The sequence below is a fragment of the Photorhabdus hainanensis genome, assembly GCF_018448965.1.
Lineage (GTDB): Bacteria > Pseudomonadota > Gammaproteobacteria > Enterobacterales > Enterobacteriaceae > Photorhabdus > Photorhabdus akhurstii.
The window spans coordinates 18,328-43,164 of sequence record NZ_RCWD01000034.1 but is presented as its reverse complement, the minus strand read 5'-3'; the positions used below and the strand labels follow the sequence as shown (position 1 = coordinate 43,164).

Below are 24,837 nucleotides of genomic sequence, written 5' to 3'. Positions count from 1 at the left end.
GTAAAAAAAGCATGATCGTCGGCTTAAGTTAATGCGAATGAGAATAAATTCAGTCACGCAGACCAGAATAATCTAGCACGATGAATTAATAAGAACTGATATTATCCACACTTTCACAGAGCATCTTCTACTTTATAAGGATAGAAACATGCGACTTTATTTCCAAACTAATAAGATTATAAATATGCAAATGACAGCAAATAATTCCCATTACATTCGATATTGCAGCGGTAGCAGTGATTAAGGCATTTAATGGTGTAAGAATTGTTTACACGCGTCGGCAATGCCGAAAAATAGGACTTCTCCGCCAGCGTCAGGTATAGGATTTCATAAAAAAATAAGGCGCCGAAGTGATTAACATTCGGTGCCTATATCCAGCAAGATTGTCCGGCTATTATGAAAACCTTTAACCGGACAAGTTATTTACTAATTACAACTTTTCACCGCACAATATCACCGGCATTACAGCGCCTCCGCTTCACAATTCATGGCCAACGCCATGCTTAAGGTCTTAGCCAAAACAGTTTTATTTTCACTATCTTCCATCAGGCTAAAATGATCCCCCGGAACCGAGGTTAATTGTAGCGAAGAGTCAGGAACTATCTGTTCCCAACCTAACGACGGCTCCATCGTTACGGACTGTAGCGCAACATCGGTAACAAACGGGATCTGCGGATAAGATTCCATTGCATAAAATTGATGTAGCGTTATCGCCAGAGCTTTCGGCTGATAATCCTTGACCATTTGGACATAATTTCCCATCTGTACCCAACGTTTGGCAATTAAGTCAGGGCGCAGATTCGATGGGTATAACTCCAGCTCCTGCGCGGCCGCAATAAATTGCACTAAATTCAGTTCATCCATTTTCTGATGCAATGCTTCAATCTCTTGAGGATGCTCATTCACTGACTGCCTTGCCAATTCAGCAAGGAACTGAAGTTTAGGTTGATCGACTCGTGTCTTAAAACAGTGAGGAGCCGGCGTATCAATTAGCCCCAAGAAATTAACTGTCTCTCCGGCATGCAAAAGTTGTTGAGCAATGGCATAAGCCAGTATGCCGCCGGAAGAGTAGCCGTATATTCGATACGGGCCTTCTGGTCGCACTGCTTTCATATAGGTGATCATTCTGGTCGCCAGCGCTTCAATGGTTGACGCCTGTTCCTCATTGATCGACGGCCAAGGTAGCGCATAAATCGGGTAATCCGCCTGAATATGCTGCGCCAGCCCGAAAACATATGAGTAATCATCCATGCCGCTCGGTACGAAGAAGAGCGGCGGCTCGGCGCCATCCGGTCGTACCGGTATGGCGCTGATTTGCCACTGAGACAGCGGATCCGAGGTGATCTCCGCCACCAGTTCCGCCAGCACCGGGAATTGGAACAGATTATTTAGCGAGCAAATCAACCCCCGCTCCGCGGCCAGGTTGATCATCCGCATGGCGAGCAGCGAGTGTCCACCGAGGGTAAAGAAATTGTCATGCCGACCAATCCGCTCAACCCCCAGTAATTCACGCCAGATAGCCGCCAAGGCGATCTCTGTTTCCCCTTGCGGCGCTTCATAGATCTGACGGGCAAACGCGTTCTGATCAGGCGCTGGCAATGCCCGGTGATCCAACTTGCCGTTCGGCGTCAACGGAAAGGCGTCCAGACGCACAAACGCCGCCGGTACCATATAGTCAGGCAATAAAGCTCTTAAATGACGATGCAATTGACTTGCCAGCCCGTTATCCTCTGGCGCCGCCACATAAGCCACCAGACGTTTATCCTGACCGTTACCTAACGCCAATACTATCGCCTCTCGCACCGCCGGATACTCCGTCAACCGCGCTTCGATTTCACCCGGTTCAATACGGAAGCCTCGGATTTTAATCTGCTGATCGTTACGCCCCACAAACACCAGATTGCCATCTGGCAAATAACGGGCCAAATCCCCGGTGCGGTACATGCGAGCATCCGGTTCATCACTGAATGGATCTGCCAGAAAGCGTTCAGCCGTTAAATCAGGCCGGTTGAGATAGCCTCGCGCAACACCGACGCCACCAATGTACAATTCTCCCACTGCCCCAAACGGCACTGGCTGGCCGTGATTATCCAAAAGATAAATACGACTATTCGCTGTCGGGCGACCGATAGGGATTAACATATCCGTATAATCTGGCAGACAACGCCAACAGGTTGCACAGACGGTAATTTCTGTCGGGCCATAAGCGTTAAACAGCGTTGCCCGACCACGCAGCGCTTGCAACAACGCCGCACTGGGTGCTTCTCCGCCCAGTATCAAGGTGGGTTTTATCGTTATCGCCGGTAAATCGGCCCCATCCCGTAGCAGAGCCGGGGTTAAACAGGCGTGCGTTACCCGTCGTTCTTCCAGATAACGCCACAAGCGCAGCGGGTCCTGACGAACCGTATCAACCGGAATGTCCAGTGTCGCTCCCCCACACAGCGCCATCATGATTTCCCAGACACTGGCATCGAAACCAAATGAGGCAAATTGCAACAACCGGCTATCCGCGCGAATGTCAAATTGGGTGATTTTCTCCCCAATCAGATTGACCAATCCACCGTGTTCCACCATCACCCCCTTCGGCGTGCCGGTGGAACCGGATGTGTAAATCACATACGCCAGATGCCGTGAAGTGAGTTCAGGAACTTGCGGGTTGTTATCCTGTTGATCAGACAGGATCGTTGGATCAAGCACCGTTAATCCAGCAAGCGCCTGTTCGCCTAGCGCGGTACGGCCCGCATTATCCGCCAGCACCACCGACGGCGCCGCATCCGTAAGCATATAAGCCAACCGATCACCCGGATAAGATGGGTCCAAAGGAACATAAGCGCCGCCCGCTTTTAGTACCGCCAGCAACGCGACCACTCTTGCCGGTGAACGCGTGACACAAATCGCCACCCGTTGATCAGGCTCCACCCCGAGTTCAATTAATTGATGAGCCAGTCGGTTAGCCCGCGCGTTCAATGCCGCATAGCTGAGGGTTTGCTCTTCGTATATCAGCGCCGCCGCATCAGGATTTCTCGCCACTTGTTGTTCAAACAGATGATGAATACACAGCGGTGCGGAATACGCCGTTTGCAAGCCATTGCCGATTTTCAGCAGCAGTTTCCTTTCGTCTGTCGGTAATACTTCCAACTGCCGAACCGGAGTTTCCGGGGCATGTTCAAGCGCGTTGACTAAACTTTCCAGCGCCTGTTGCATATAGCCACACACCCGCTCGGCATCAAACGGCTGGACGATTTGCGCAGTCAGCCCCAATGCCTCGCCAAAATCCTCCACCGACAGTGTAAACGGATAGTTAGTCCGCTCTTGCGCGCCAAGGAATTCAACACCATGCATGATTTCATTCGATGTCGACGACGACACGTTGTGTCGATAGTTCAACAAGGTACTAAACAGCGGCGTTCCCCCTTGCACCCCGCTACAACGTTGAGCCAGCGCCAGTGATGCATATTCATGTTCCAATAATCCCGCCAGCCGGTGATGTGCTACCTGTACGCTATCTCGCACCGGGGTATCATCCATATCCAAGCGGAGCGGCAAGGTATTGATAAACAGTCCCATGCCATTTTCAGCTCCTTCACCCGCCGCCATGCGTCCAAACAAGACAGTGCCAAATACCACTTGCTGCTGTCCGCTGATACGCGACAACACCTGTGCCCAAGCCAAGTGACACAGCGCCGCCAGACTGACATTCAACCGCCGGGCTTGACCACGCAAGCGCTCATTTAACTCGGGGGTCAACATCCGGTGCGATTCGGTCATCTGCGAACCATCATGGCGGACTTCTGTCAAGCCAAACGGTAATGTCGGTTCATCCACCTCAGCCAACATTTCAGTAAAGAAACGGGTATGTTCCGCCTGACTCATCCCTAACCGGGACTGCGCCACTAGATTGCGGAATGGCGCCGGGGCAGGTAAGTCGCTTTCCTGCCCGTCAAGGTATGCCTGAACTTCGTGACTCATCACATCCAACGCGGTATGGTCGCCAATCAAATGATGCATCAGTTGCAAAACAATCCAACGGCCATCACTCTCCCGTGCCACCACAAAGCGCAACAGCGGTGCCTGCCCCAAATCGAGACGATATTGGCGTGGGTTAAAACGTTGCGCTAATTGTTCGCTGATCGGCCCGTTTGCCGGATCTAATATCAGTTCCGTCACCGACAACCGCACTTGACGGCAGACAACCTGTACCGGCACAGATAATCCTTGCCAGATAAAGGCAGTCCGCAGGATGTCATGACGATTAATCACCTGCTGAACCGCCGCCAGATAACGATCCAATAGCGGCCGATCAGCAAAGGCCATTTGACCGGCCAACAGATAAGGATCGCCTTCGTCTGCCAGCAAATGGTGGAACAAGATCCCATCCTGTAACGGCGATAACGCATAGATATCCTGAATATTGGCTATCCCGCCCGGTACCTGCTCAATGATGTGATCAATTTCAGCTTGAGTGAGATCAATCAGCGGTAACATTGCCGGTGTTAATATCGTGGTGGCCGATGTAATGACGTTAACCGGTACGCTTTCCGCCTGATTTAGCTTCAATGTTTGCGCCAATTCAGCCAATACCGGCGATTGGAACAGATCACGTACCGCCAGCGTTAATCCCAAGTTACGCAGACGCTCAACCATGCGTACCGCAAGCAACGAATGGCCGCCCAAAGCAAAGAAGCTGTCGTACCGACTGATCTGCTCAATGCCCAATAGTTCACGCCAGATATCAGCCAGTACGGTTTCGGTTTCTCCCTGTGGCGCGGCGTAAATCTGGCGGGCAAAAGCTTCTTCCCCCGGCGCGGGTAACGCCCGGCGATCCAGCTTGCCGTTAGGCGTCAACGGAAAAGCCTCCAATCGCACAAAGGCCGCCGGTACCATGTAGTCAGGCAACAATCCGCTCAGATATTCGCGCAGGCAGTTAACCAACCCGTCATCCTCTGCCGCCGCCACATAAGCTACCAGCCGTTTGTCCTGACCATCACCCAAGGCTAGTACCAGTGCTTCACGGACTGCGGGGTGCTCTGTCAGTCGAGTTTCGATTTCCCCCGGCTCAATTCGGAAACCACGGATCTTAATCTGTTGGTCATTACGGCCAACAAACACCAAATTGCCATCCGGCAGATAGCGTGCCAAATCGCCGGTTCGGTACATTCGGGCATCAGCAATTTCACTAAATGGGTCTGCAAGGAAACGTTCATCAGTCAATTCAGAACGATTGAGATAGCCACGCGCTACACCGACGCCACCAATATAGAGTTCACCTACGCCTCCCAACGGCACCGGCTGGCCGAGAGCATCCAACAGATAGATACGAGTGTTGGCTGTCGGGCGCCCAATAGGAATGAGTTCATCCCCACAGTTTGAGTAACTTGAATAGTTTGATGGGCAACGCCAGCTCGTGGCACAAACGGTGATTTCTGTCGGGCCATAAGCATTGAATACCGTTGCCTTGCCGCCCAGCGCCCTAAGCAACGCCGCACTGGGCGCTTCACCTCCCAATATTAATGTGGGTTTTATCGTTATCGCAGGCAAATCAGCTCCATCCCGCAACAGGGCCGGAGTCAGGCAGGCATGCGTTACCGAGTGGGCTTCCAGATAATGCCAGAGAAGATTGGGGTCCTGACGGATAGTGTCGACAGGAATATCCAAAGTAGCGCCACTGCATAGCGTCATCATGATTTCCCAGACACTGGCATCAAAACCAAATGAGGCAAACTGTAACATTCGGCTAGCAGGTAAAATGCCGAATCGGGCGATTTTATCCCGGATAAGGTTAACCAACCCACGATGTTCAACCATCACCCCTTTTGGCGTGCCGGTCGAGCCGGAAGTGTAAATCACATACGCCAGATGGCGGGCGGTCAATGTAGGCAGTTGTGGGTTGTTATCCGGTTGATCAGGCAATGAATTCGGATCAAGGAGAGTCTGCCCCGTAAGCATTCGCTCGCCTAAGGCTGAACGTCCAATGCTATCGGCCAATAAAATAATCGGTTCAGCATCAGCCAAAATATGGACCAGACGCTCTCCCGGATAGGCAGGGTCCAGCGGCACGTAAGCGCCTCCCGCTTTTAACACCGCCAACAACCCCACTATCCGCGCCGGTGAACTTGCTACGCAAATCGCCACCCGCTGGTCCGGCGTCACACCCAGTGCAATAAGTTGGTTCGCCAATCGGTTAGCATCAGTATTCAATTCCGCATAACTGAGGGATCGCTCTTCACACACCAGTGCCGTGGCATCCGGGGTTTTCTCCACCTGCTGCTCAAACAGTTGATGAATGCACAACTGCTCAGGATAGGCTGTTTCAGTGGCGTTCCAGGTTTTTAACAACAATGTGCGTTCGGTTGCCGGCAGAATTTCTAACTGCTGTACCGGCATGTCGGGCGTCTGCTCAAGGGCATCCGCCAAACTTTCCAATGCCTGTTGCATATAGCCGCATATCTGTTCTGGATCGAACGGTTGCACTACTTGAGCTGTCAGTCCCAGATCGGAACCCTCATCTTCTACCGACAAGACAAACGGATAGTTAGTCCGCTCCTGTGCGCCAAGAAATTCGACACCGTTCATGATCTCATTCGGTGTTACCGGCTGAGTATTATGGCGATAGTTCAACAGCGCATTGAAAAGCGGCGTTCCACTGGCTACGCTACTGCAACGTTGCGCCAGCGCCAGTGAAGCGTGTTCATGTTCCAATAATCCCGCCAGTCGGCTATGTGCTATACGTACACTGTCCCGCACCGGGGTATGATCGATATCCAACCGCAACGGCAAGGTGTTAATAAATAGCCCCATGCCACTATCAAATCCTTCACCCGCCTGCATACGTCCAAACAACACGGTACCGAACACCACTTGTTGCTGACCACTGGTACGCGACAATACCTGCGCCCAAGCCAAATGACACAACGCCGCCACACTGACGCCCAACCGCCGCGCCTGACCACGTAAACGATCATTTAGTCCTGTCGGCAACATTCGGTGAGATTCCGTCACCTGTGAGCCATCATGATGTGCTTCCGCCAACCCAAATGGCAACGTCGGCTCCTCCACCTCAGCCAGCATGTCGGTAAAGAAGCGAGTATGCTCTGCCTGACTGATTCCCTGCCGAGCCTGTGCCACTAAATGGCGGAACGGGACTGGCTCAGGCAAGCTATCTATTTGCCCCAAGAGGCAAGCCTGTACTTCGCTGTTCATCACCTCTAACGTGGTGTGGTCGCCAATTAGGTGGTGCAACAATTGCAATACAATCCAACGGCCATCACTCTCCTGTGCCACAACGAAACGTAATAACGGAGCCTGATTCAGGTCAATACGATGCCGGCGCGGGTCAAAACGTTGAGCCAGTTGGTCACTGATCGGCCCATTAGCCGGATCGAGCGTCAATTCCGTCACTAACAAAGGCGCCTGCCGGCAAACTACCTGAGCCGGCGCAGATAACCCTTCCCAAATAAAAGCGGTACGTAAGATATCATGGCGGTCAACCACTTGTTGAACCGCGGTCAGATAGCGGTCAAGTAAGGGCCGATCAGCAAAAGCCTGTTGAGTGATCAGTAGATAAGGATCGCCCTCATTTGCCAATAAATGGTGGAATAAAATGCCATCCTGTAACGGTGACAAGGCATAAATATCTTGAATATTGGCAATTCCACCCGGTACTTGCTCAACAATGCGATCAATTTCAGCTTGAGTCAGATCAATCAGCGGCAACATGGCTGGCGTCAGCACCGTCGTATCCGCGGTAATACGGTTATCAGGCACGCTAATTTCACGATGCTGCGCCAAAGATTGGGCCAATACACTTAATGTCGGATGCTGGAATAGCGTTTGTACCGATAGCCCTAAACCAATACGTCGTAAACGTTCAATCATCCTGACAGCCAACAGCGAGTGACCGCCCAAGGCAAAGAAACTGTCATGTCGACCAATCTGCTCAAGATTCAGTAATTCGCGCCAGATAGCCGCTAACGCTATCTCAATTTCCCCTTGTGGCGCTTGGTAAGCTTGGCGGGCAAAAGCGCCCTCCCCCGGTGCTGGCAGTCCTCGGCGATCCAGCTTACCGTTAGGGGTCAACGGAAAAGCATCCAAACGCACAAAAGCCGCCGGCACCATATAGTCAGGCAAAATATCACTCAGATGTTTACGCAGTTTAGTTGCTAGCTCGTCATCCACTTGCGCCGCCACATAAGCCACCAGACGCTTATCCTGTCCGTCACCTAACGCCAATACCAGCGCTTCACTTACCGCAGGGTGTTCAATCAGTCGTGCTTCAATTTCTCCCGGCTCAATGCGGAAACCACGGATTTTAACCTGTTGGTCATTACGGCCAATAAACACCAGATTGCCATCCGGCAGGTAACGGGCTAAATCTCCGGTCCGGTACATTCGGGCATCCGCCTCATGACTAAACGGATCATTCAGGAAACGTTCAGCGGTCAATTCAGGGCGATTGAGATAACCACGCGCTACCCCAACGCCGCCAATATACAATTCTCCCACGGCGCCCAATGGGACCGGCTGGCCGTGTTCATCCAACAGATAGAGACGTTTGTTGGCGGTCGGGCTGCCGATGGGAATGAGTCCCCCGGTATAATCTGGCGGGCAATCCCAAGTGGTCGCGCACACAGTGGTTTCCGTCGGCCCATAAGCGTTAAACACATCGGCCCGGCGGCACAGTGCCTGAAATAACGCGGGACTCGGCGCTTCTCCTGCAAATATTAATGTCGGTTTTATCGCTATCGCCGGTAAATCGGCGCCATCATGAAACATAGCCGGCGTCAAACAGGCATGGGTCACCGCTTGTTCTTCCAAATAATGCCAGAGACGCTGTGGATCTTGACGCACTGTTTCGGTAGGAATAACCAGCATGGCCCCACTGCTCAACGCCATCATGATTTCCCAGACACTGGCATCGAAACCAAATGAAGCAAACTGCAACATTCGGCTGGCGGCGCAAAAATCAAACTGGGTAATTTGTGTCAGTGTCAAATTAACCACGCTACGATGTTCAATCATCACGCCTTTTGGTCTGCCGGTTGAACCGGAAGTGTAAATCACATAAGCCAGATGCTGTGGGGTCAATCCAGAGACTTGCGGATTATTATCCGGCTGCTCCGGCAAGGTATTCGGATCGAGCGCCGTCAGCATCGCCAGAATGTCCTCACTTAGCGCAGCCCGCCCTGCATTATCCGCCAGTACAATCGCCGGTGCGGCATCAGTGAGCATATAAGACAGGCGTTCACCGGGATAGGCGGGATCTAACGGCACATAGGCTCCGCCCGCTTTCAGCACCGCCAACAACCCGATTATTCTCGCAAGCGAGCGCGTCACACAAATCGCTACCCGCTGATCCGGCGTTACGCCTAAGGCGATAAGCTGATGGGCTAACCGATTGGCGCGGGTATTCAGTTCCGCGTAGCTGAGCGTCTGGTTTTCATAGATTACCGCTATGGCATCCGGGGTCTTTTCTGCCTGTTGTTCAAATAACTGATGAACACACACCTGAGTAGGATACGGTTCTTCGGTCGCATTCAAATTTTCCAGCAATAACTCCCGTTCCGCGGATGACAAAATGTCGATAGCCGTGACAGGTTGTTGAGGCTGGTTCACCATTGCCTGCAATATGGCCTGCAAATAACCCACCTGCCTTTCGATGGTTTCATGGTCGAACAGGGCGGAAGAGTAGTTCAGTTCTCCGACAATTTCGCCCGACTTCTCCGTTAATTCCAGTTGCAGATCGAATTTCGCTATATCATATTCCAGCTCAAATGGTGTTACCGCCAATTCCGGTAATTGCCATTCCTCTGTTTCATTCTCCTGCCAGGCAAACATTACCTGGAACAGTGGCGTATGCTCCGGTCTGCGCGGCGGTTGAACAATTTCCACCACCTGCTCGAAAGGCAGATCTTGGTGCTCCTGCGCTCCCAGTGTCGTCTGCCGCACACGACGCAGTAGTGTGGCCACATCCGGCATGTCGGATAAATCGATACGCAACGCCAATGTGTTAACAAAGAAGCCAAGCAGTGGTTCAATTTCCCGCAGATTGCGGTTAGCGCTTGGTATACCAATGACGACATCATCCTGCCCAGACAAGCGCGATAGCAATGCAGCCCAAGCGGTCAACAGTGTCATAAACAGTGTGGCGCCGTGCTGTTGTCCCAGATGTTTTAGCGCCTGTACCAACGGGGCATCAATGCGCACCGCTACCCGGCCACCGGTAAATGATTGTTGGAAGGGTCGAGGTCTGTCTATCGGCAACTCAAGCAATACCGGTGCGTCTGCCAACGTCCGGCGCCAGTAATCACTCTGTGCCTGTACTCCTTCACCAGAAAATACCTGCCGCTGCCAGGCCGCATAATCAGGATATTGAATGGTCAATCGCGGCAACGGATCAGGCTGTTGATTTAGACCAGCAGCGTAAAGCGCCACCAGTTCTGATTCAAGTATCTTTAAAGACCAAGCATCGGAGACAATATGATGCTGAGTCAGTAAGAATATATGCTCTTCATCGGCCAGTTGGATCAATGCGCAACGAATTAGGGGGCCACGAGCAAGATCAAACGGCGTTTTAGCTTCCTGTGCACACAAGCGCTTAAATTGTTCGTCCACGTTAGATGCTTTACGCAAATCGTATTTTTTCACCGGTAGACCAAATTCCGCCGGTAACAGTTCAACCTGAGGCTGACCATCAACTGTGATAAAAACAGAACGAAGCGCCTCGTGGCGAGCAAACAGGCGATTCAGGGCCTGCTGCCAGGCAGAGAGGTTAAGCTGGCCACGTAAACGCAAGGCTGTCGGAACATGGTAGGTATCACTCACCCCCTCAAATTGCGCCAGAAACCACAGACGCTGTTGACCAAACGATAAGGGCAAGACACTATCACGAGATATTGGCCTAATTGCAGGCAATTTATCATTGCTCGCATGACGTTGCGCGCAGATCTTCTCGGTAAACGCAGACAGTGACGGAAACATAAACAACGAAGCCAACGGCAGGTCGACGCCGAAAACAGCTATGCGGTTCATCATCCGTACCGCCAGTAGTGAATGTCCGCCTAGGGCAAAGAAATTGTCATGTCGGCCGATCTGCTCAACGCCGAGCAATTCACGCCAGATAGCCGCCACTGCAATTTCCATTTCCCCTTGTGGCGCGACATAAATCTGGCGGGCGAAAGCATTTTCTCCCGGCGCCGGTAATACCTGACGATCCAGCTTACCATTTGGGGTCAGCGGGAAGGCATCTAAACGTACAAAGGCCGCCGGCACCATATAATCAGGCAACATAGCGCTCAAATGGGTGTGCAAACCAGCCGCCAATCCGCTATCCGCTTCGGCTACAATATAGGCGACTAAACGCTTATCCTGCCCATCCCCCAAAGCTACGACCCACGCTTCGCGCACCATAGGATGTTCCGCCAATCGGGCTTCAATTTCACCCGGCTCAATACGGAAACCGCGGATTTTAATCTGCTGGTCGTTACGGCCAACAAACACCAGATTGCTGTCCGGCAAGTAGCGCGCCAAATCCCCGGTTCGGTACATCCGGGCATCGGCAACATCACTAAATGGGTCAGCCAGAAAGCGTTCGTCGGTCAGATCAGGACGATTGAGATAGCCACGAGCGACACCATCCCCACCAATATAGAGTTCCCCCACCGCGCCTAATGGGACTGGCTGGCCGTGGTTATCCAACAGATAAATACGCGTATTCGCTGTCGGGCGCCCAATGGGAACCAATAGGTCGGTATAGTTTGGCGGACAACGCCAACTGGCGGCACAGACAGTAATTTCTGTCGGGCCATAAGCATTAAATAGCGTTGCTTGATGACTTAGCGCCCTTAGTAGCACGGGGCCGGGGGCTTCACCGCCCAATATCAACGTCGGTTTTATTGTTATCGTCGGCAAATCGCCCCCTTCTCGCAACAAAGCAGGGGTCAAACAGGCATGCGTCACCGATTGTTCTTCCAGATAATGCCAGAGACGACGCGGGTCTTGACGAACAATTTCGGCAGGGATAATCAGGCTGGCTCCACTGCCTAATGCCATCATGATTTCCCAGACACCGGCATCAAAGCCAAATGAAGCAAACTGTAACATCCGGCTAGCAGGGCGAATGTCGAATCGGCTGATTTTATCCCGAATAAGATTGACCAACCCACGATGTTCAATCATCACCCCTTTGGGCGTCCCGGTTGAGCCGGAAGTGTAAATCACATAGGCCAGATGGCGGGAGGTCAATGCAGGAACCTGCGGATTGCTGTTCGGCTGGTCAGGTAAGATATTCGGGTCTAGTACCGTCAGCCCCGCAAGCGCCTGCTCACCCAATGCAGCCCGCCCGGTACTGTCCACCAGCACGATTGTCTTCAACCCCCTAGCCGGAGCTATATCGGTCAAGATATGCGACAATCGTTCTCCCGGATAAGCCGGATCCAACGGTACATAGGCCCCGCCCGCTTTCAGCACCGCCAGCACTGCTATCACCCGCATCGGTGAACTTGCCATGCAAATCGCCACCGGTTGATCTGGTACAACGCCCAAAGCAAGCAGTTGATGGGCAAGCCGGTTAGCGCAGGCATTCAGTTGTCCATAGCTGAGTGTCTGATTTTCAGACATCAATGCAGTGGCTTCTGGGGTTTTCTCTACCTGTTGTTCAATTAACTGATGGATACAGAGTTGTTCAGGATAGGGGGTTTCTGTCGCGTTCCAGGTTTCCAGTAATAATGTGCGTTCCGATTCCGGCAAAATGTTTAGCGCCCGTACCGGCGTTTCCGGCGTCAGTTCAAGGGCATCCACCAGACTTTCCAACGCCTGTTGCATATAACCGCATACCCGTTCTGAATCAAACGGTTGTACCACCTGTGCAGTCAGCCCCAATGTGGTGCCGCCATCCTCCACTGACAGGACAAACGGGTAGTTGGTCCGTTCCTGTTCACCCAGAAATTCGATTCCCGGCATTGCCTCATGCGAGATCATCGGTTGCTCATTGTGTCGGTAATTCAATAAGGCACTAAAAAGCGGCGTGCCTCCCTGTACCCCGCTGCAACGTTGAGCTAACGCCAATGAAGCATGTTCATAATCCAGCAATCCAGCTAATCGGGTATGCGCCACCCTGACGCTATCCTGTACCGGAGTATCATCGATATCCAACCGTAATGGTAAGGTATTGATAAACAGCCCCATGCCGCTGTCAGCCCCTTCCCCCGCCGCCATACGTCCAAACAGCACGGTGCCGAACACCACTTTCTCTTGTCCGCTGGTGCGCGACAACACCTGCGCCCAAGCCAGATGACACAGGGTTGCCAGACTGACCCCCAAACGTCTTGCCTGCGCACGCAGACGATCATTCAACGTGGAAGAGAGCATCCGGTGCGCCTGTACGACTTGAGAACCATCACGATGGACCTCAGTCAACCCAAACGGTAATGTCGGTTCATCCACTTCTGCCAACATGTCGGTGAAAAATCGGTGATGCTCTGTCTGGTCAACCCCTTGCCGAGCCTGAGCCACCAGATTGCGGAACGGTACCGGCGCCGGTAGATTGTCGCCCTGTCCGTCAAGGCAGACCCGAACTTCGCGGTTCATCACTTCCAGCGTGGTATGGTCGCCAATCAGGTGATGTTGTAATTGCAATACGTACCAGCGGCCATCGGTTTCCTGTGCTATCACAAAGCGCAACAACGGCGCCTGATTTAGATCGAAACGGTGTTGCCGTGAATCAAAACGTTGCACCAGTTGGTCACTGATCGGCCCATCAGTCGGGTTTAACTTCAGTTCAGTCACTGACAACGGCGCCTGACGCCAAACCACCTGCGCCGGAACGGATAATCCTTGCCAGATAAACGCGGTACGCAAAATATCATGGCGGTCAACCACCTGTTGTACCGCAAATAAATAGCGGTCTAACAAACCACGGTCAGCAAAGATCATTGGATAGGCCAGCAAGTAAGGATCACCCTCTTTCGCCAGCAGATGGTGAAATAAGATACCGTCCTGCAACGGCGACAACGCATAAATATCCTGAATATTGACCACCCCGCCCGGTACCTGCTCGACGATGTGATCAATCTCAGGCTGAGTCAAATCAATCAGCGGCAACATCGCTGGCGTCAATGCAGTGGTCGCCGGGGTAATAACATTCGGCGGCACTGCCACAATCTGATGTTGCTCCAATGCTTGGGCCAACTCCGCCAGTATTGGCGATTGAAACAGATCGCGGGCAGCCAATGTCAGCCCTAAATGGCGTAGCTGTTCAATCATACGTATGCCGAGCAGTGAATGACCACCCAGCGCAAAGAAGCTGTCATACCGACTTATCTGATCAATACCCAGTAACTCGCGCCAGATAGTCGCCAATGCAATTTCCCGCACTCCTTGCGGTGCGGCGTAAACCTGACGGGCAAAGGCGTCTTCGCCCGGTGCCGGCAACGCCCGGCGATCCAGTTTGCCATTGGGAGTTAGCGGGAATTCATCCAGACGCACAAAGGCCACCGGCACCATATAATCAGGCAACCGCGCACTTAAATGTTCACGCAAACGAGTAGGCAATTCGTTATCCGACTCCGCCAGCACATAAGCAACTAACTGCTTGTTCTGCCCTGTGCCTAACACCAATACCACCGCTTCCCGTACTGTCGGATACTCTACCAGGCAGGCTTCAATTTCCCCCGGTTCAATCCGAAAACCCCGGATTTTCACTTGCTGATCGTTGCGGCCAAGGAATTCTAGATTGCCATCCGGCAGATAACGGGCCAAATCGCCGGTCCGATACATCCGCGCATCCGGTACATCACTAAATGGATCAACCAAAAAACGTTCAACGGTCAATTCAGGACGATTGAGATAACCACAGGCTACCCCGTCGCCTCCAACATAAATCTCGCCCACCCTTCCTAATGGCGCCGGTTGGCCTTGCTCGTCCAGTAAGTAAACCCGCGTGTTGGCAATGGGTCGACCAATAGGGATATTGGTTGTTCCTGTGGCTAAAGCTTCAATCCGGTATGTGGTGGTAAAGGTAGTGCCTTCGGTCGGTCCATAGGCATTCAATAACTGCTGAGGCGGGTTGTTACGTAAAACTTGGGCAATCACATGGGGATCAAGGATATCGCCGCCGACAATGAGGATTTTCATCTGTGGAAGGACTGGAGACAACTCCGCCGCCAGCCGGTTAAACAGGCCGACGCTTAACCATAAGATATTAATTTGATAACGGTCTAATGCCTGTACAAACTCCTGTGGCGTCAACAAAGTCGTGTGGTCAATAACGACTAGTGCCCCACCATTGAGCAAAGGGGCCCAGACTTCAAAGGTGCTGGCATCGAATGCGGGATTAGCCGCAAAGGCAACTCGGTCATTGGGTTCAATTTCAACATAGCTATTATTAATAACCAGCCGAACCACAGCACGGTGAGGCACGATCACCCCTTTGGGAGTGCCAGTCGAGCCGGAGGTGTACATAATATACGCTGGCGCGGTGCTGGAACAAGGTAAGTCAGGATTAAAACCTTCTTCCTCCTTGCTCACGTCTGTCTCATCAGAGAGACGAATTAGCGGAACATCCAGATCAACCGGAAGATCCACTTCTGCACTGGTAAGCAACAATTTGGCTAAACAATCGCTTATCAGCCAATTTTTTCTCTCGTTCGGCGCTCCGGGATCGATAGGGACATAAACCGCCCCCGCCTTAAGAATAGCCAATTGAGCCACCACCAATTCGATAGATCGCTCTAACAGGATTGCCACATGATCATTCGGGTCAATCCCTTGTTTAATCAGTTGATGAGTCAGTCGGTTAGCGCGAGCATTCAATTCCGCATAACTCAGGGTTTTATCCCCTGCCATTAACGCTGTGGCTGTCGGGGTTTTCTCCACTTGCCGTTCAAACAACTGATGAATACCTAACTGGTCAGGATAAACGGTTTCAGTGGCGTTCAAGGTTTTCAACAGCAGTGTGCGTTCAGCTTCTGACAACAAATTAAGTTTCTGAACAGATAGGTCATCACCAACCTTTTCTGACGGTACTTGTTCTAATCCAGCGTCAAAGATAATTTCCTTTTTAGCCATGCTATCTTTCATATACTTATTACCTCAACGAATCTGTTATACCCGTTATCTTTCAAGTTGCCTCTTTGTTGGCCGCACTCACTCACCCCGGTCACATAGTTTCCTATGCTCCCGGGGATTCGCTCGCTTGCCGTCGCGACGCATCTTGAAATCCATAGGGTATAGTTATTTGAAAACTGTCATTCTCAACAGTCATCACAAATGTTTTGCCCTTCTTTCTTTCCTCAAAGAAATAAAAACGGGCACGCACCAGGCATCAATTAAGATCCTCAGACAGCACATTCTCTTGGACGCTAGAGGTAATAGCCCGGTTGATAACTGTATAATTAACAATTCTGTGACAATTATTTTCCTGATAACGGAATAAACGGTTCACACAGAGAACTGGCAAAAGATATTCCATTTTTTTCCTATTTTTTAAATAAGCGCCTTTGATTTCGTGCAATTTTTTATTGGCCGACGCTGGATTTCATAACTAAATAAAAATGGATTTATTGAATATATTTACTGGCATGAGTGCTAAATCCCTGCTGTATTTTGTCCATTTGGAATTAATATCACATGTAAATTATTTCATAAAAAATCAAGTAATTATAAAGACAAATTAAACCTCCTGATCATCAATTAACACCGAATTTACCTTGATAACTCTCTGTAAAATTAACCTCCCCGTATTCCGACGTGAAACAGATTGCACCATAAAAAGTATGATTTATCATTTGGTTATATTAATTAATGTATATTTATACACGTAAAAATTATCAACCTGCCTGATTACATATTATTTTATAATAATCAAATTATACAACTAATGTAAACGTTAATTACACTTAACACCGATATGAAACAATTTCAAACTAAAACTAAATTCCATATATATTGTTTTTCATAATGAAATAATACGACCAATGTATATATTAATTATGTTTAATATCAACAATAAATAATTTTAATTTAAAAATAAATTATTTTGCGATTGTTTTTAAATCCAAATATCACATCATTCATTACTTATCCAAATATACTTGACTACTTATATTATAGAAAAATGGTAGATTAGGAACTCCAACCACATGGACAGGAAACAGAGGACAGTAAACAGAAGACAGAAGACGGAAGACAGGAAACAGAAGACAGCAAAATTATACGTCCAGACGCTCAAAGTGACTAAACGAATAACCGCATCCAGTCAGATGCGGTTGTGTTGTTGTATTATTGTATTGTTGTGTTATGCAAGGATGAAATCGGCCTCTGTCAGCGGCTCTCCAACGATCTTCACTCCAAAACCATCGTGGGATAATTCTCCCCCCATATTAATCACGAAATCATTTACCTTATTAACGCTATCATAGCTAATCACTGCTTCCCCAATAGCGCCAGTGAATTCTTCAACAAACTTAATAGTACCTTTTCCTGCTTCACCCAGATCGAACAATGACACATCAATCTTGTCTTCACCGGAAATAAAGTCATGAATCCAATCACGCTCAAGAAAAGGTGATTCCTTGGCACTCAGGTAGACAAATGTATCTTTGCCTTCCCCGCCCCAAAGATTATCCGCTCCCAGTCCACCGTAGATAATGTCATCACCGGCACCACCCTTTAAAGTATTGGCGGCGTCATTCCCTATCAGAATGTCATTACCACTGCCGCCAATCGCATTTTCAATCGTGACGCCACGGGCAATAGAGATGTTTCCTTTCAAGCCACCCACGTCCGAGAAAGAAGCTTCATTCAAGTTAATACGTTGATCCTGAGTAAAACCAGAGAAATCAAAGGTATCATTACCACCTACATCCCAGGCAGTGAACACAAGTTTGCTCTTTTCATCTTTTGCGGTAAAGAAATCGCGATCGGTATTGGAATTAAAACCATATACAGTGTCATCGGCACGGGTAATATTATTCGCGCCATACAGCGACTGAATGGCTGAAATATCGTTAAGTAATGGCGCAGCAGAATAACTACCTTTAAAGTCCTGTCCGGTATTTTTTTCACTGAAATAACCCATGACGGTATAAGCACCGCTATCTTCAAAATAGGTAGCTTTGTTCTTATAAGTCGGTATTACATCATCAGACGCGTCATAATCAGCCGGATGATCCAACCCCAGTGTATGGCCGATCTCATGAGTAAATGTATGCCGGCCATAACCATTCAATTCAATATCATTTTTTAAGAAAGTACGGCTTTCCGCATTATACCAAGTTCCTACCTGTGTCAAAGATGGGCGCGGCATCTCAGCAAACGCATAATCCCCTGTTAAACTAATATCAAAGAAACCAAAAGTGACATTCGCCTTACTGGCATCAGAGGTTTCCGTGAATTTAATATTCGCGACATCAGTCCAAGATTGAATTGACAGTTTTGCAGCAGCTTTTTGTTCTTCATTAAATGCTGAGAATCCATAAATAATCCACGGCATATTATCTGGTTCACTCTCCAGAAAATTATACGTTAATTGGAAAGTTTCAGATTTGTCATTACTCTGATGACCCCAACGGTAATCACTTCGGATTAACTCTTTCGCCGCATCTTTACTAGGCTCATGCCCAACAACAATATTAGGATCTTTACCTGGAATATAAGCCTGTAGCCAGGTCAATACCTCATTTGCCTTTGCTGAACCACTAACTTCTTCCAAATATGAAATTTTCCTCTTTAAAGACATATATTTCTCCATAAGTTCAAAGCTTAGATATAAAAACCTGTTTATTTAGTTAAATAACCTGTCAATAGAATCCATAAGCAATGGGCTATCCCGGCCACTCAATTAAACATCCCTGTCCATAAAAGTAACATTAAAGCTAATTACGTAAAAAACAATTAACATATTTTTTTAATATAAACGTGATAAAAATAGCATAAAACAAATAAATAATTGTTTTCTATAACATAGCTGTTTAAGGCAAAAAATATCGCTAATTCTTCATTAGTATTTTATTTTAAAATTATTCCAAATTTAATTATCAACATAGTAAACTTAAAAATTCTTATAAAACAATTATCAATAGTTTTATAAAGTAACTATTGAAATAATCGACAAAAATATGTATTAACAGATAATACTTTATCTACTCTACAAAGTTTTTCTCTGAAAGAATTAAATTGGATTTATTGTAAAAAATATAAGCATCAATTAATAATGATTTTATTTAAAAGATAAGAAGTTAATATATAATGGAGGTAATGAGTTATTTACAGGTTATTATGATTTTAGTCTGTTTTATTTATTCGAGTTAAAAGTAACATCTATACAGCAATTATTCAAATTTATTTTACAAAAAAAATTCAATAAGAGTAATCAGAACTCCCCTGACCTTGTGAATTATTCCCAAGAAATTTAGCAATTTAAACCACGCGATCATCAAGGTCTGAGCCCTGTATTTTATGGACTCAGACGCTTTAATTTTTACTTGATCCGGTAATGGTTGTGGTAATAAACAGGAGATTTCAATTCTACCGACAACTATATTATCACCCGTTAAATAGTTACTTATTCATCACCGGAATGCTTCCACGTAGCCAACTGCCTAATTTACGCTGGTAAAATGGCTGCGTATGTTGAATCAAATAATGGCTAATACCGCCCTCTTTTTCATCAACTAAACAGAAGTCAATCGGCTCCTCTTCGGAGGTGTATTCACAAGCAATAGTGCCTGCTTCGTGGATTAATTGATCAATTTCGTCTGCCGCACCACTTATTTCCAGTCCAATTAATAAATTGGGGTTTTCATCCACATTTTTATCATGGGCTTGAATGATAAAAGCACGGCGAACAGGTTTACATTGGCTAAATAAACTGACCAAAGCTTCAATGAGCTGCGAAGGATATTCTTCCGGTTGGCTAAGCGTTATTTTACTACCACTTGGAACATCAATCTCAACCGAAATTAATTCACTTAATGAACCCATAAAAATCTCCAATCAGTTTTTTAGATAAAATAAATTTATTTCGCCTTCGCCAACAACAAATTAGCAATCGAACGAACCCCATAACCTGTCGCGCCAGCGGACCAATGTTCTACCGCAGATTTACGATAAGTTGCCGAGCAATCAATGTGAATCCAACCTTTTTGGTATTCTTCCACAAAGTGAGACAGGAAAGCTGCCGCGGTACTGGCACCCGCAGTATGCGATGACCCAGCAATGTTATTCAAGTCAGCAAAATTCGATGGCAGTTGGCTACGATGGAATTCAGCTAGTGGCAGGCGCCAGAACAGTTCATTCTCGGATGCAGCCGCAGCCAATAGATCAGCCGCCAGTTTGTCATCGAAGCTGAATATAGAGTGGTAGTCATTCCCCACCGCCGTTTTCGCCGCACCGGTCAAGGTTGCCGCATCAATGATTAATTTCGCTTTCTCTCTGCTGGCGTCAATTAGACCATCAGCCAGAACCAGACGACCTTCCGCATCCGTATTCATCACTTCAACAGATTTGCCATTACGGTAATGAATAACATCACCCAGTTTAAAGGCGTTACCACTGACCATGTTATCCGCTATGCAGAGGAACAGTTTAATTCGATGTTTCAAGCCACGACTGATTGCCAGCGCCAATGCGCCTGCCAGGGTTGCGGCTCCACCCATATCCGATTTCATGGAATCCATAAAGGAAGATTGTTTCAGGCTGTAGCCGCCAGTATCAAATGTGATGCCTTTCCCTACCAGACAGGCAAACACCGGCGCTTGTGGGTCGTTAGTTGGGTTGTAATCCAACGCCAACAGAATCGGATCACGAGAAGAGCCACGGCCAACGGTGTGAATGCCAGCATAACCCTGTTCACGTAAATCTTCGCCTTTAATAATGCGATAACTTACTGACTCGCCAGCCATACCACACATCAGGTCAATCGTCCGCTTCGCCAATTGTTCCGGCCCAAGTTCTTCCGCTGACATATTGATGGTGTCACGCACCCAATCAATAATTTTAATTCTGCTTTCCAATTCCTGCTTTTCAGCCGCTGGCAATTGAGGCCATTCAATAGAACGATTACCTTTTGGCGCACGGAATCCTTGCCAGAAAGCCCAACTTTTCTCTAAATCCCAACCTTCGCCAACCAGAGCCACATGACGAATTCCCTGCCCGTCAATTTTACGCCCGGCACGTTGCACTGCCCCTAATTTACCTTTACCAACCAGATGAATCATTACCCCTTGATCACTGGAACTAATCAGCGCTTTTTCACCCCAGCAAGCTGCTGCTGGTTCATAAGACAGTGTTATCGGCATGATTTGTTTAGTCATTCTTTTTTCACCTCTTATTATTACCACTCAATGGCAGTGAGGAGCTTATTCAAGCTTCTACCGATATAATTCTTCGTCTGCCAGATATCAATCCTATAAAAAAACCGGCCAGAGCCAGTTTTTCATTGAAGTTCAGCCTACATCAAAATTATGACGGATAAATAACAAATTAATGCGATTTGCTATTCAAACTCATCCAACCAAACAAGTAGGATCGCTTCTAAAATCTTTTCATTGGATTTTTCAGGCGCATCATCAAAATCATCCAGCTCACAAATCCACTGGTGCATATCAGTAAAGCGAACCGCTTTTGGGTCTACCTCAGGAAATTTGTCATATAGCGCTTCACCGATTTCACGGCTATTGGACCATTTCAGGCTCATTTATTTTTCTCCTGCCAATCAGTGCTCACGGGCATGGTTAATGGTGTATTTGGGAATTTCTACCACTAAATCTTCATCGGAAACTCTAGCCTGACAACTTAGACGACTTTCCGGTTCAAGCCCCCAAGCTTTATCCAGCATGTCATCTTCCAGTTCAGAGCTCTCTTCCAGTGAATCGAAACCTTCACGAACGATACAATGGCAAGTTGTGCAAGCACAGGATTTTTCACAAGCATGCTCAATTTCAATCCCATTGCGCAATGCAACATTCAGAATGGATTCCCCTTCTTTGGCTTCCAGAACTGCGCCATCAGGGCAAAGATCGTTATGAGGTAAAAAGACAATTTTCGGCATAATTAAATCTCGTCCACAGAATGGCCCGCCAACGCCCGGCGAACAGATGAATCCATCCGGCGCGCAGCGAATTCCTGCGTTTGCTTATCCAGTTGTTTAATCGCGTTTTCAATAATTTCAGGATCATTGCCCTGAACGCTTGTTATAAGTATTTCCACGGCCGCATCAATTGCCGCCTGTTCTTGTTCATTCAGTAGATCGGCATCTTTTTCTAACGCACTGGTGACACTTTCCAGTACTCGCGCCGCCTCAACTTTTTGTTCTGCCAATTTACGCGCACTGAGATCTTCCTGAGCATTCGCCATAGAATCTTTTATCATGCGAGCAATCTCTCCATCAGATAAGCCGTAGGAAGGCTTCACCTGAATAGAAGCTTCGACGCCAGTGGATTTCTCCAACGCACTGACACTCAACAAGCCATCAGCATCGACCTGGAAAGTAACCCGGATATGGGCCCCACCAGCGGGTAATGGCGGAATACCACGTAGGGTAAAACGGGCCAGTGAACGGCAATCACTTACCAATTCTCTTTCCCCTTGCACGACATGAATGCTCATTGCACTCTGGCCGTCTTTGAAAGTGGTGAACTCTTGCGCTTTGGCAACCGGAATGGTTGTGTTACGTGGGATAATTTTTTCAACCAAGCCTCCCATCGTTTCCAGCCCAAGTGAAAGCGGAATCACATCCAACAACAGTATGTCGCTATCTGGCTTGTTACCCACCAGAATATCCGCCTGAATTGAAGCCCCCACCGCAACTACTTTATCAGGATCAATGGAAGTCAGCGGTTCGCGGCCAAAAAACTCGCCGACCCTATGACGAACCAGCGGTACACGGGTTGAACCACCCACCATAACCACCTGTAAAACTTCGTCCGCAGAGACTTCTGCATCTTTCAATGCCCGGCGACTTGCCAGTAAAGTCCGTTTTATCAATGGTGTTATCAGGGCTTCAAATTCGCAACGGGTGATTTTACCCTGCCAACCGGCAATGTTTATCTCTGCAATATCAGCATCACTCAAAGCGATTTTTGCCTGAGTAGCCGTATCCAATAACTGGCGTTGCAGGCTATGATCATTTCGGTCGCCAATACCCGCCTGTTCACGAATCCAATCAGCCAGTATTAAATCGAAATCATCACCACCCAGCGCGGTGTCGCCACCGGTCGCCAGCACTTCAAAGACACCACGGCTTAACCGAAGAATAGAAACGTCAAATGTACCGCCGCCTAAGTCATAAACCGCAATCACACCTTCTTGGCCGGAGTCCAGTCCGTAGGCAATCGCAGCGGCAGTCGGTTCATTAAGCAAGCGCAGAACGTGCAATCCGGCTAAACGCGCCGCATCTTTTGTTCCCTGACGCTGTGCATCATCAAAGTAGGCAGGAACCGTGATCACAACACCGTCAAGCTTACCATCCAGTGTTTCTTCTGCACGCTGCGTCAGCGATTTAAGAATCTCAGAAGAAACCTGAATAGGATCGACCAAACCCACTACGGTGTTGATTAACGGCAACCCGTTTTCACTCGCTTGAAATTGATAAGGAAGATTTGGATAACGTTGCTGAATGTCAGCCAGAGAGCGCCCCATCATACGTTTTACTGAGCTGATGGTATTAGCGGGATCATGTACCGCCTGTCGACGGGCCTGCCAACCAATTTCAAGCCCCTTTTCATGGTAGCGAACAACTGAGGGAAGCAGGTAACGATTTTCACTATCCATCAATGTTTCCGCTTGCCCGCTGCGAACAGTGGCAACTAATGAATGCGTCGTACCTAAATCAATACCGGCGGCTAAACGACGTTGATGTGGTACAGCGGATAACCCCGGCTCGCTAATTTGTAATAAAGCCATATACGCTTTCCTTAAAAGTCGTCCAGTAAACGTTCTTCCAGCTGCTCAACCTGCTGTTGCAATTTATCCAGAAAACGTAATTTACGCACCGTATCGGCTGCTGGTTCCCACTGCTGTTCATCCAATTGCCGCACCATTTGCTGACTGCGGGTTTTAATCATCCCACTCAGGCGAGCCGCAAAATCCGCCAATGCCGCTTCTGGATTAGCTTTGCTGGCAATACATTCCAACTCTTCCCGCAACATGAGCTGTTCCATCAGGAAAGAGTTGTCACTCATGGTGTGCTGTTCATTGGCTAAATCAAAACCATGTAGAGAGAGCATGTATTCAGCGCGTTTCAGTGGATGTCTGAGTGTTTGATAACCGTCATTGATAGTCGCGGCTTGCTGCAACGCCAGCGTTTTTTCACGCTCTGGCTGACTAGCAAAGCGATCCGGATGAAACTGACGTTGCAATTCTTGATAACAGCTTGCCAGTTGCTCACGATCAACAGCATAACGAGCCGGCAGCCCAAATAAAGTGAAATAGTCCATAATCTAAACTTACTCTGGATTTGGCCGAAAAACGGAATTAAACGTTAAAACTCTCTCCACAACCACATTCACTGGAAACATTTGGGTTGTTGAATTTAAAGCCTTCGTTAAGGCCCTCTTTAACAAAATCCAGCTCTGTACCGTCGAGATAGACCATGCTCTTGCCATCTACGATAACTTTGACACCCTTATCTTCAAACACTGTGTCGTCTTCGTTAATCATATCAGCAAATTCAAGCAGGTAGGCCATACCTGAACAGCCTGATGTTCTGACGCCCAGACGCAAACCAACACCTTTTCCACGGTTACTCAGGAATGACGAAACGCGTTGCGCAGCACTTTCTGTAAGGGAAATTGACATACAACAACCTCACTTATTAAAACCAGCAAAGGCGGATACCGGATG

The 24,837-nt window shown here is 48.5% G+C and carries 8 protein-coding genes and 1 pseudogene; all 9 read right to left on the bottom strand.

Annotated features, from left to right (window positions below):
* Window positions 1-462: 462 nt before the first annotated feature.
* Window positions 463-16,074, bottom strand: coding sequence for a non-ribosomal peptide synthetase (locus EAE92_RS18275; protein WP_214069113.1), 15,612 nt, complete (start codon window positions 16,072-16,074; stop codon window positions 463-465).
* A 1,216-nt stretch (window positions 16,075-17,290) separates the two neighbouring features.
* Window positions 17,291-18,733 carry a serralysin gene (gene prtA / locus EAE92_RS18270; RefSeq protein ID WP_214069112.1) on the bottom strand — a complete coding sequence of 481 codons (1,443 nt, stop codon included), beginning with the start codon at window positions 18,731-18,733 and terminating at the stop codon, window positions 17,291-17,293.
* An 821-nt stretch (window positions 18,734-19,554) separates the two neighbouring features.
* Window positions 19,555-19,947, bottom strand: a pseudogene (locus EAE92_RS18265) (enhanced serine sensitivity protein SseB C-terminal domain-containing protein); the annotation flags it as partial.
* 65 nt (window positions 19,948-20,012) lie between these two features.
* Window positions 20,013-21,308 carry an aminopeptidase PepB gene (gene pepB / locus EAE92_RS18260; protein ID WP_214069111.1) on the bottom strand — a complete coding sequence of 432 codons (1,296 nt, stop codon included), beginning with the start codon at window positions 21,306-21,308 and terminating at the stop codon, window positions 20,013-20,015.
* A 182-nt stretch (window positions 21,309-21,490) separates the two neighbouring features.
* Window positions 21,491-21,691 carry a Fe-S cluster assembly protein IscX gene (iscX, locus tag EAE92_RS18255; RefSeq protein WP_214069110.1) on the bottom strand — a complete coding sequence of 67 codons (201 nt, stop codon included), beginning with the start codon at window positions 21,689-21,691 and terminating at the stop codon, window positions 21,491-21,493.
* Between the two features lie 18 nt (window positions 21,692-21,709).
* Entirely contained in the window at window positions 21,710-22,045 is a 336-nt protein-coding gene (gene fdx / locus EAE92_RS18250; protein WP_036779209.1) for an ISC system 2Fe-2S type ferredoxin, read from the bottom strand.
* 2 nt (window positions 22,046-22,047) lie between these two features.
* Entirely contained in the window at window positions 22,048-23,898 is a 1,851-nt protein-coding gene (hscA, locus tag EAE92_RS18245) for a Fe-S protein assembly chaperone HscA (RefSeq protein WP_214069109.1), read from the bottom strand.
* 11 nt (window positions 23,899-23,909) lie between these two features.
* Entirely contained in the window at window positions 23,910-24,431 is a 522-nt protein-coding gene (gene hscB, locus EAE92_RS18240; RefSeq protein WP_214069108.1) for a co-chaperone HscB, read from the bottom strand.
* Window positions 24,432-24,468: 37 nt separating this feature from the next.
* Entirely contained in the window at window positions 24,469-24,792 is a 324-nt protein-coding gene (gene iscA, locus EAE92_RS18235; protein WP_036779216.1) for an iron-sulfur cluster assembly protein IscA, read from the bottom strand.
* Window positions 24,793-24,837: the final 45 nt, after the last annotated feature.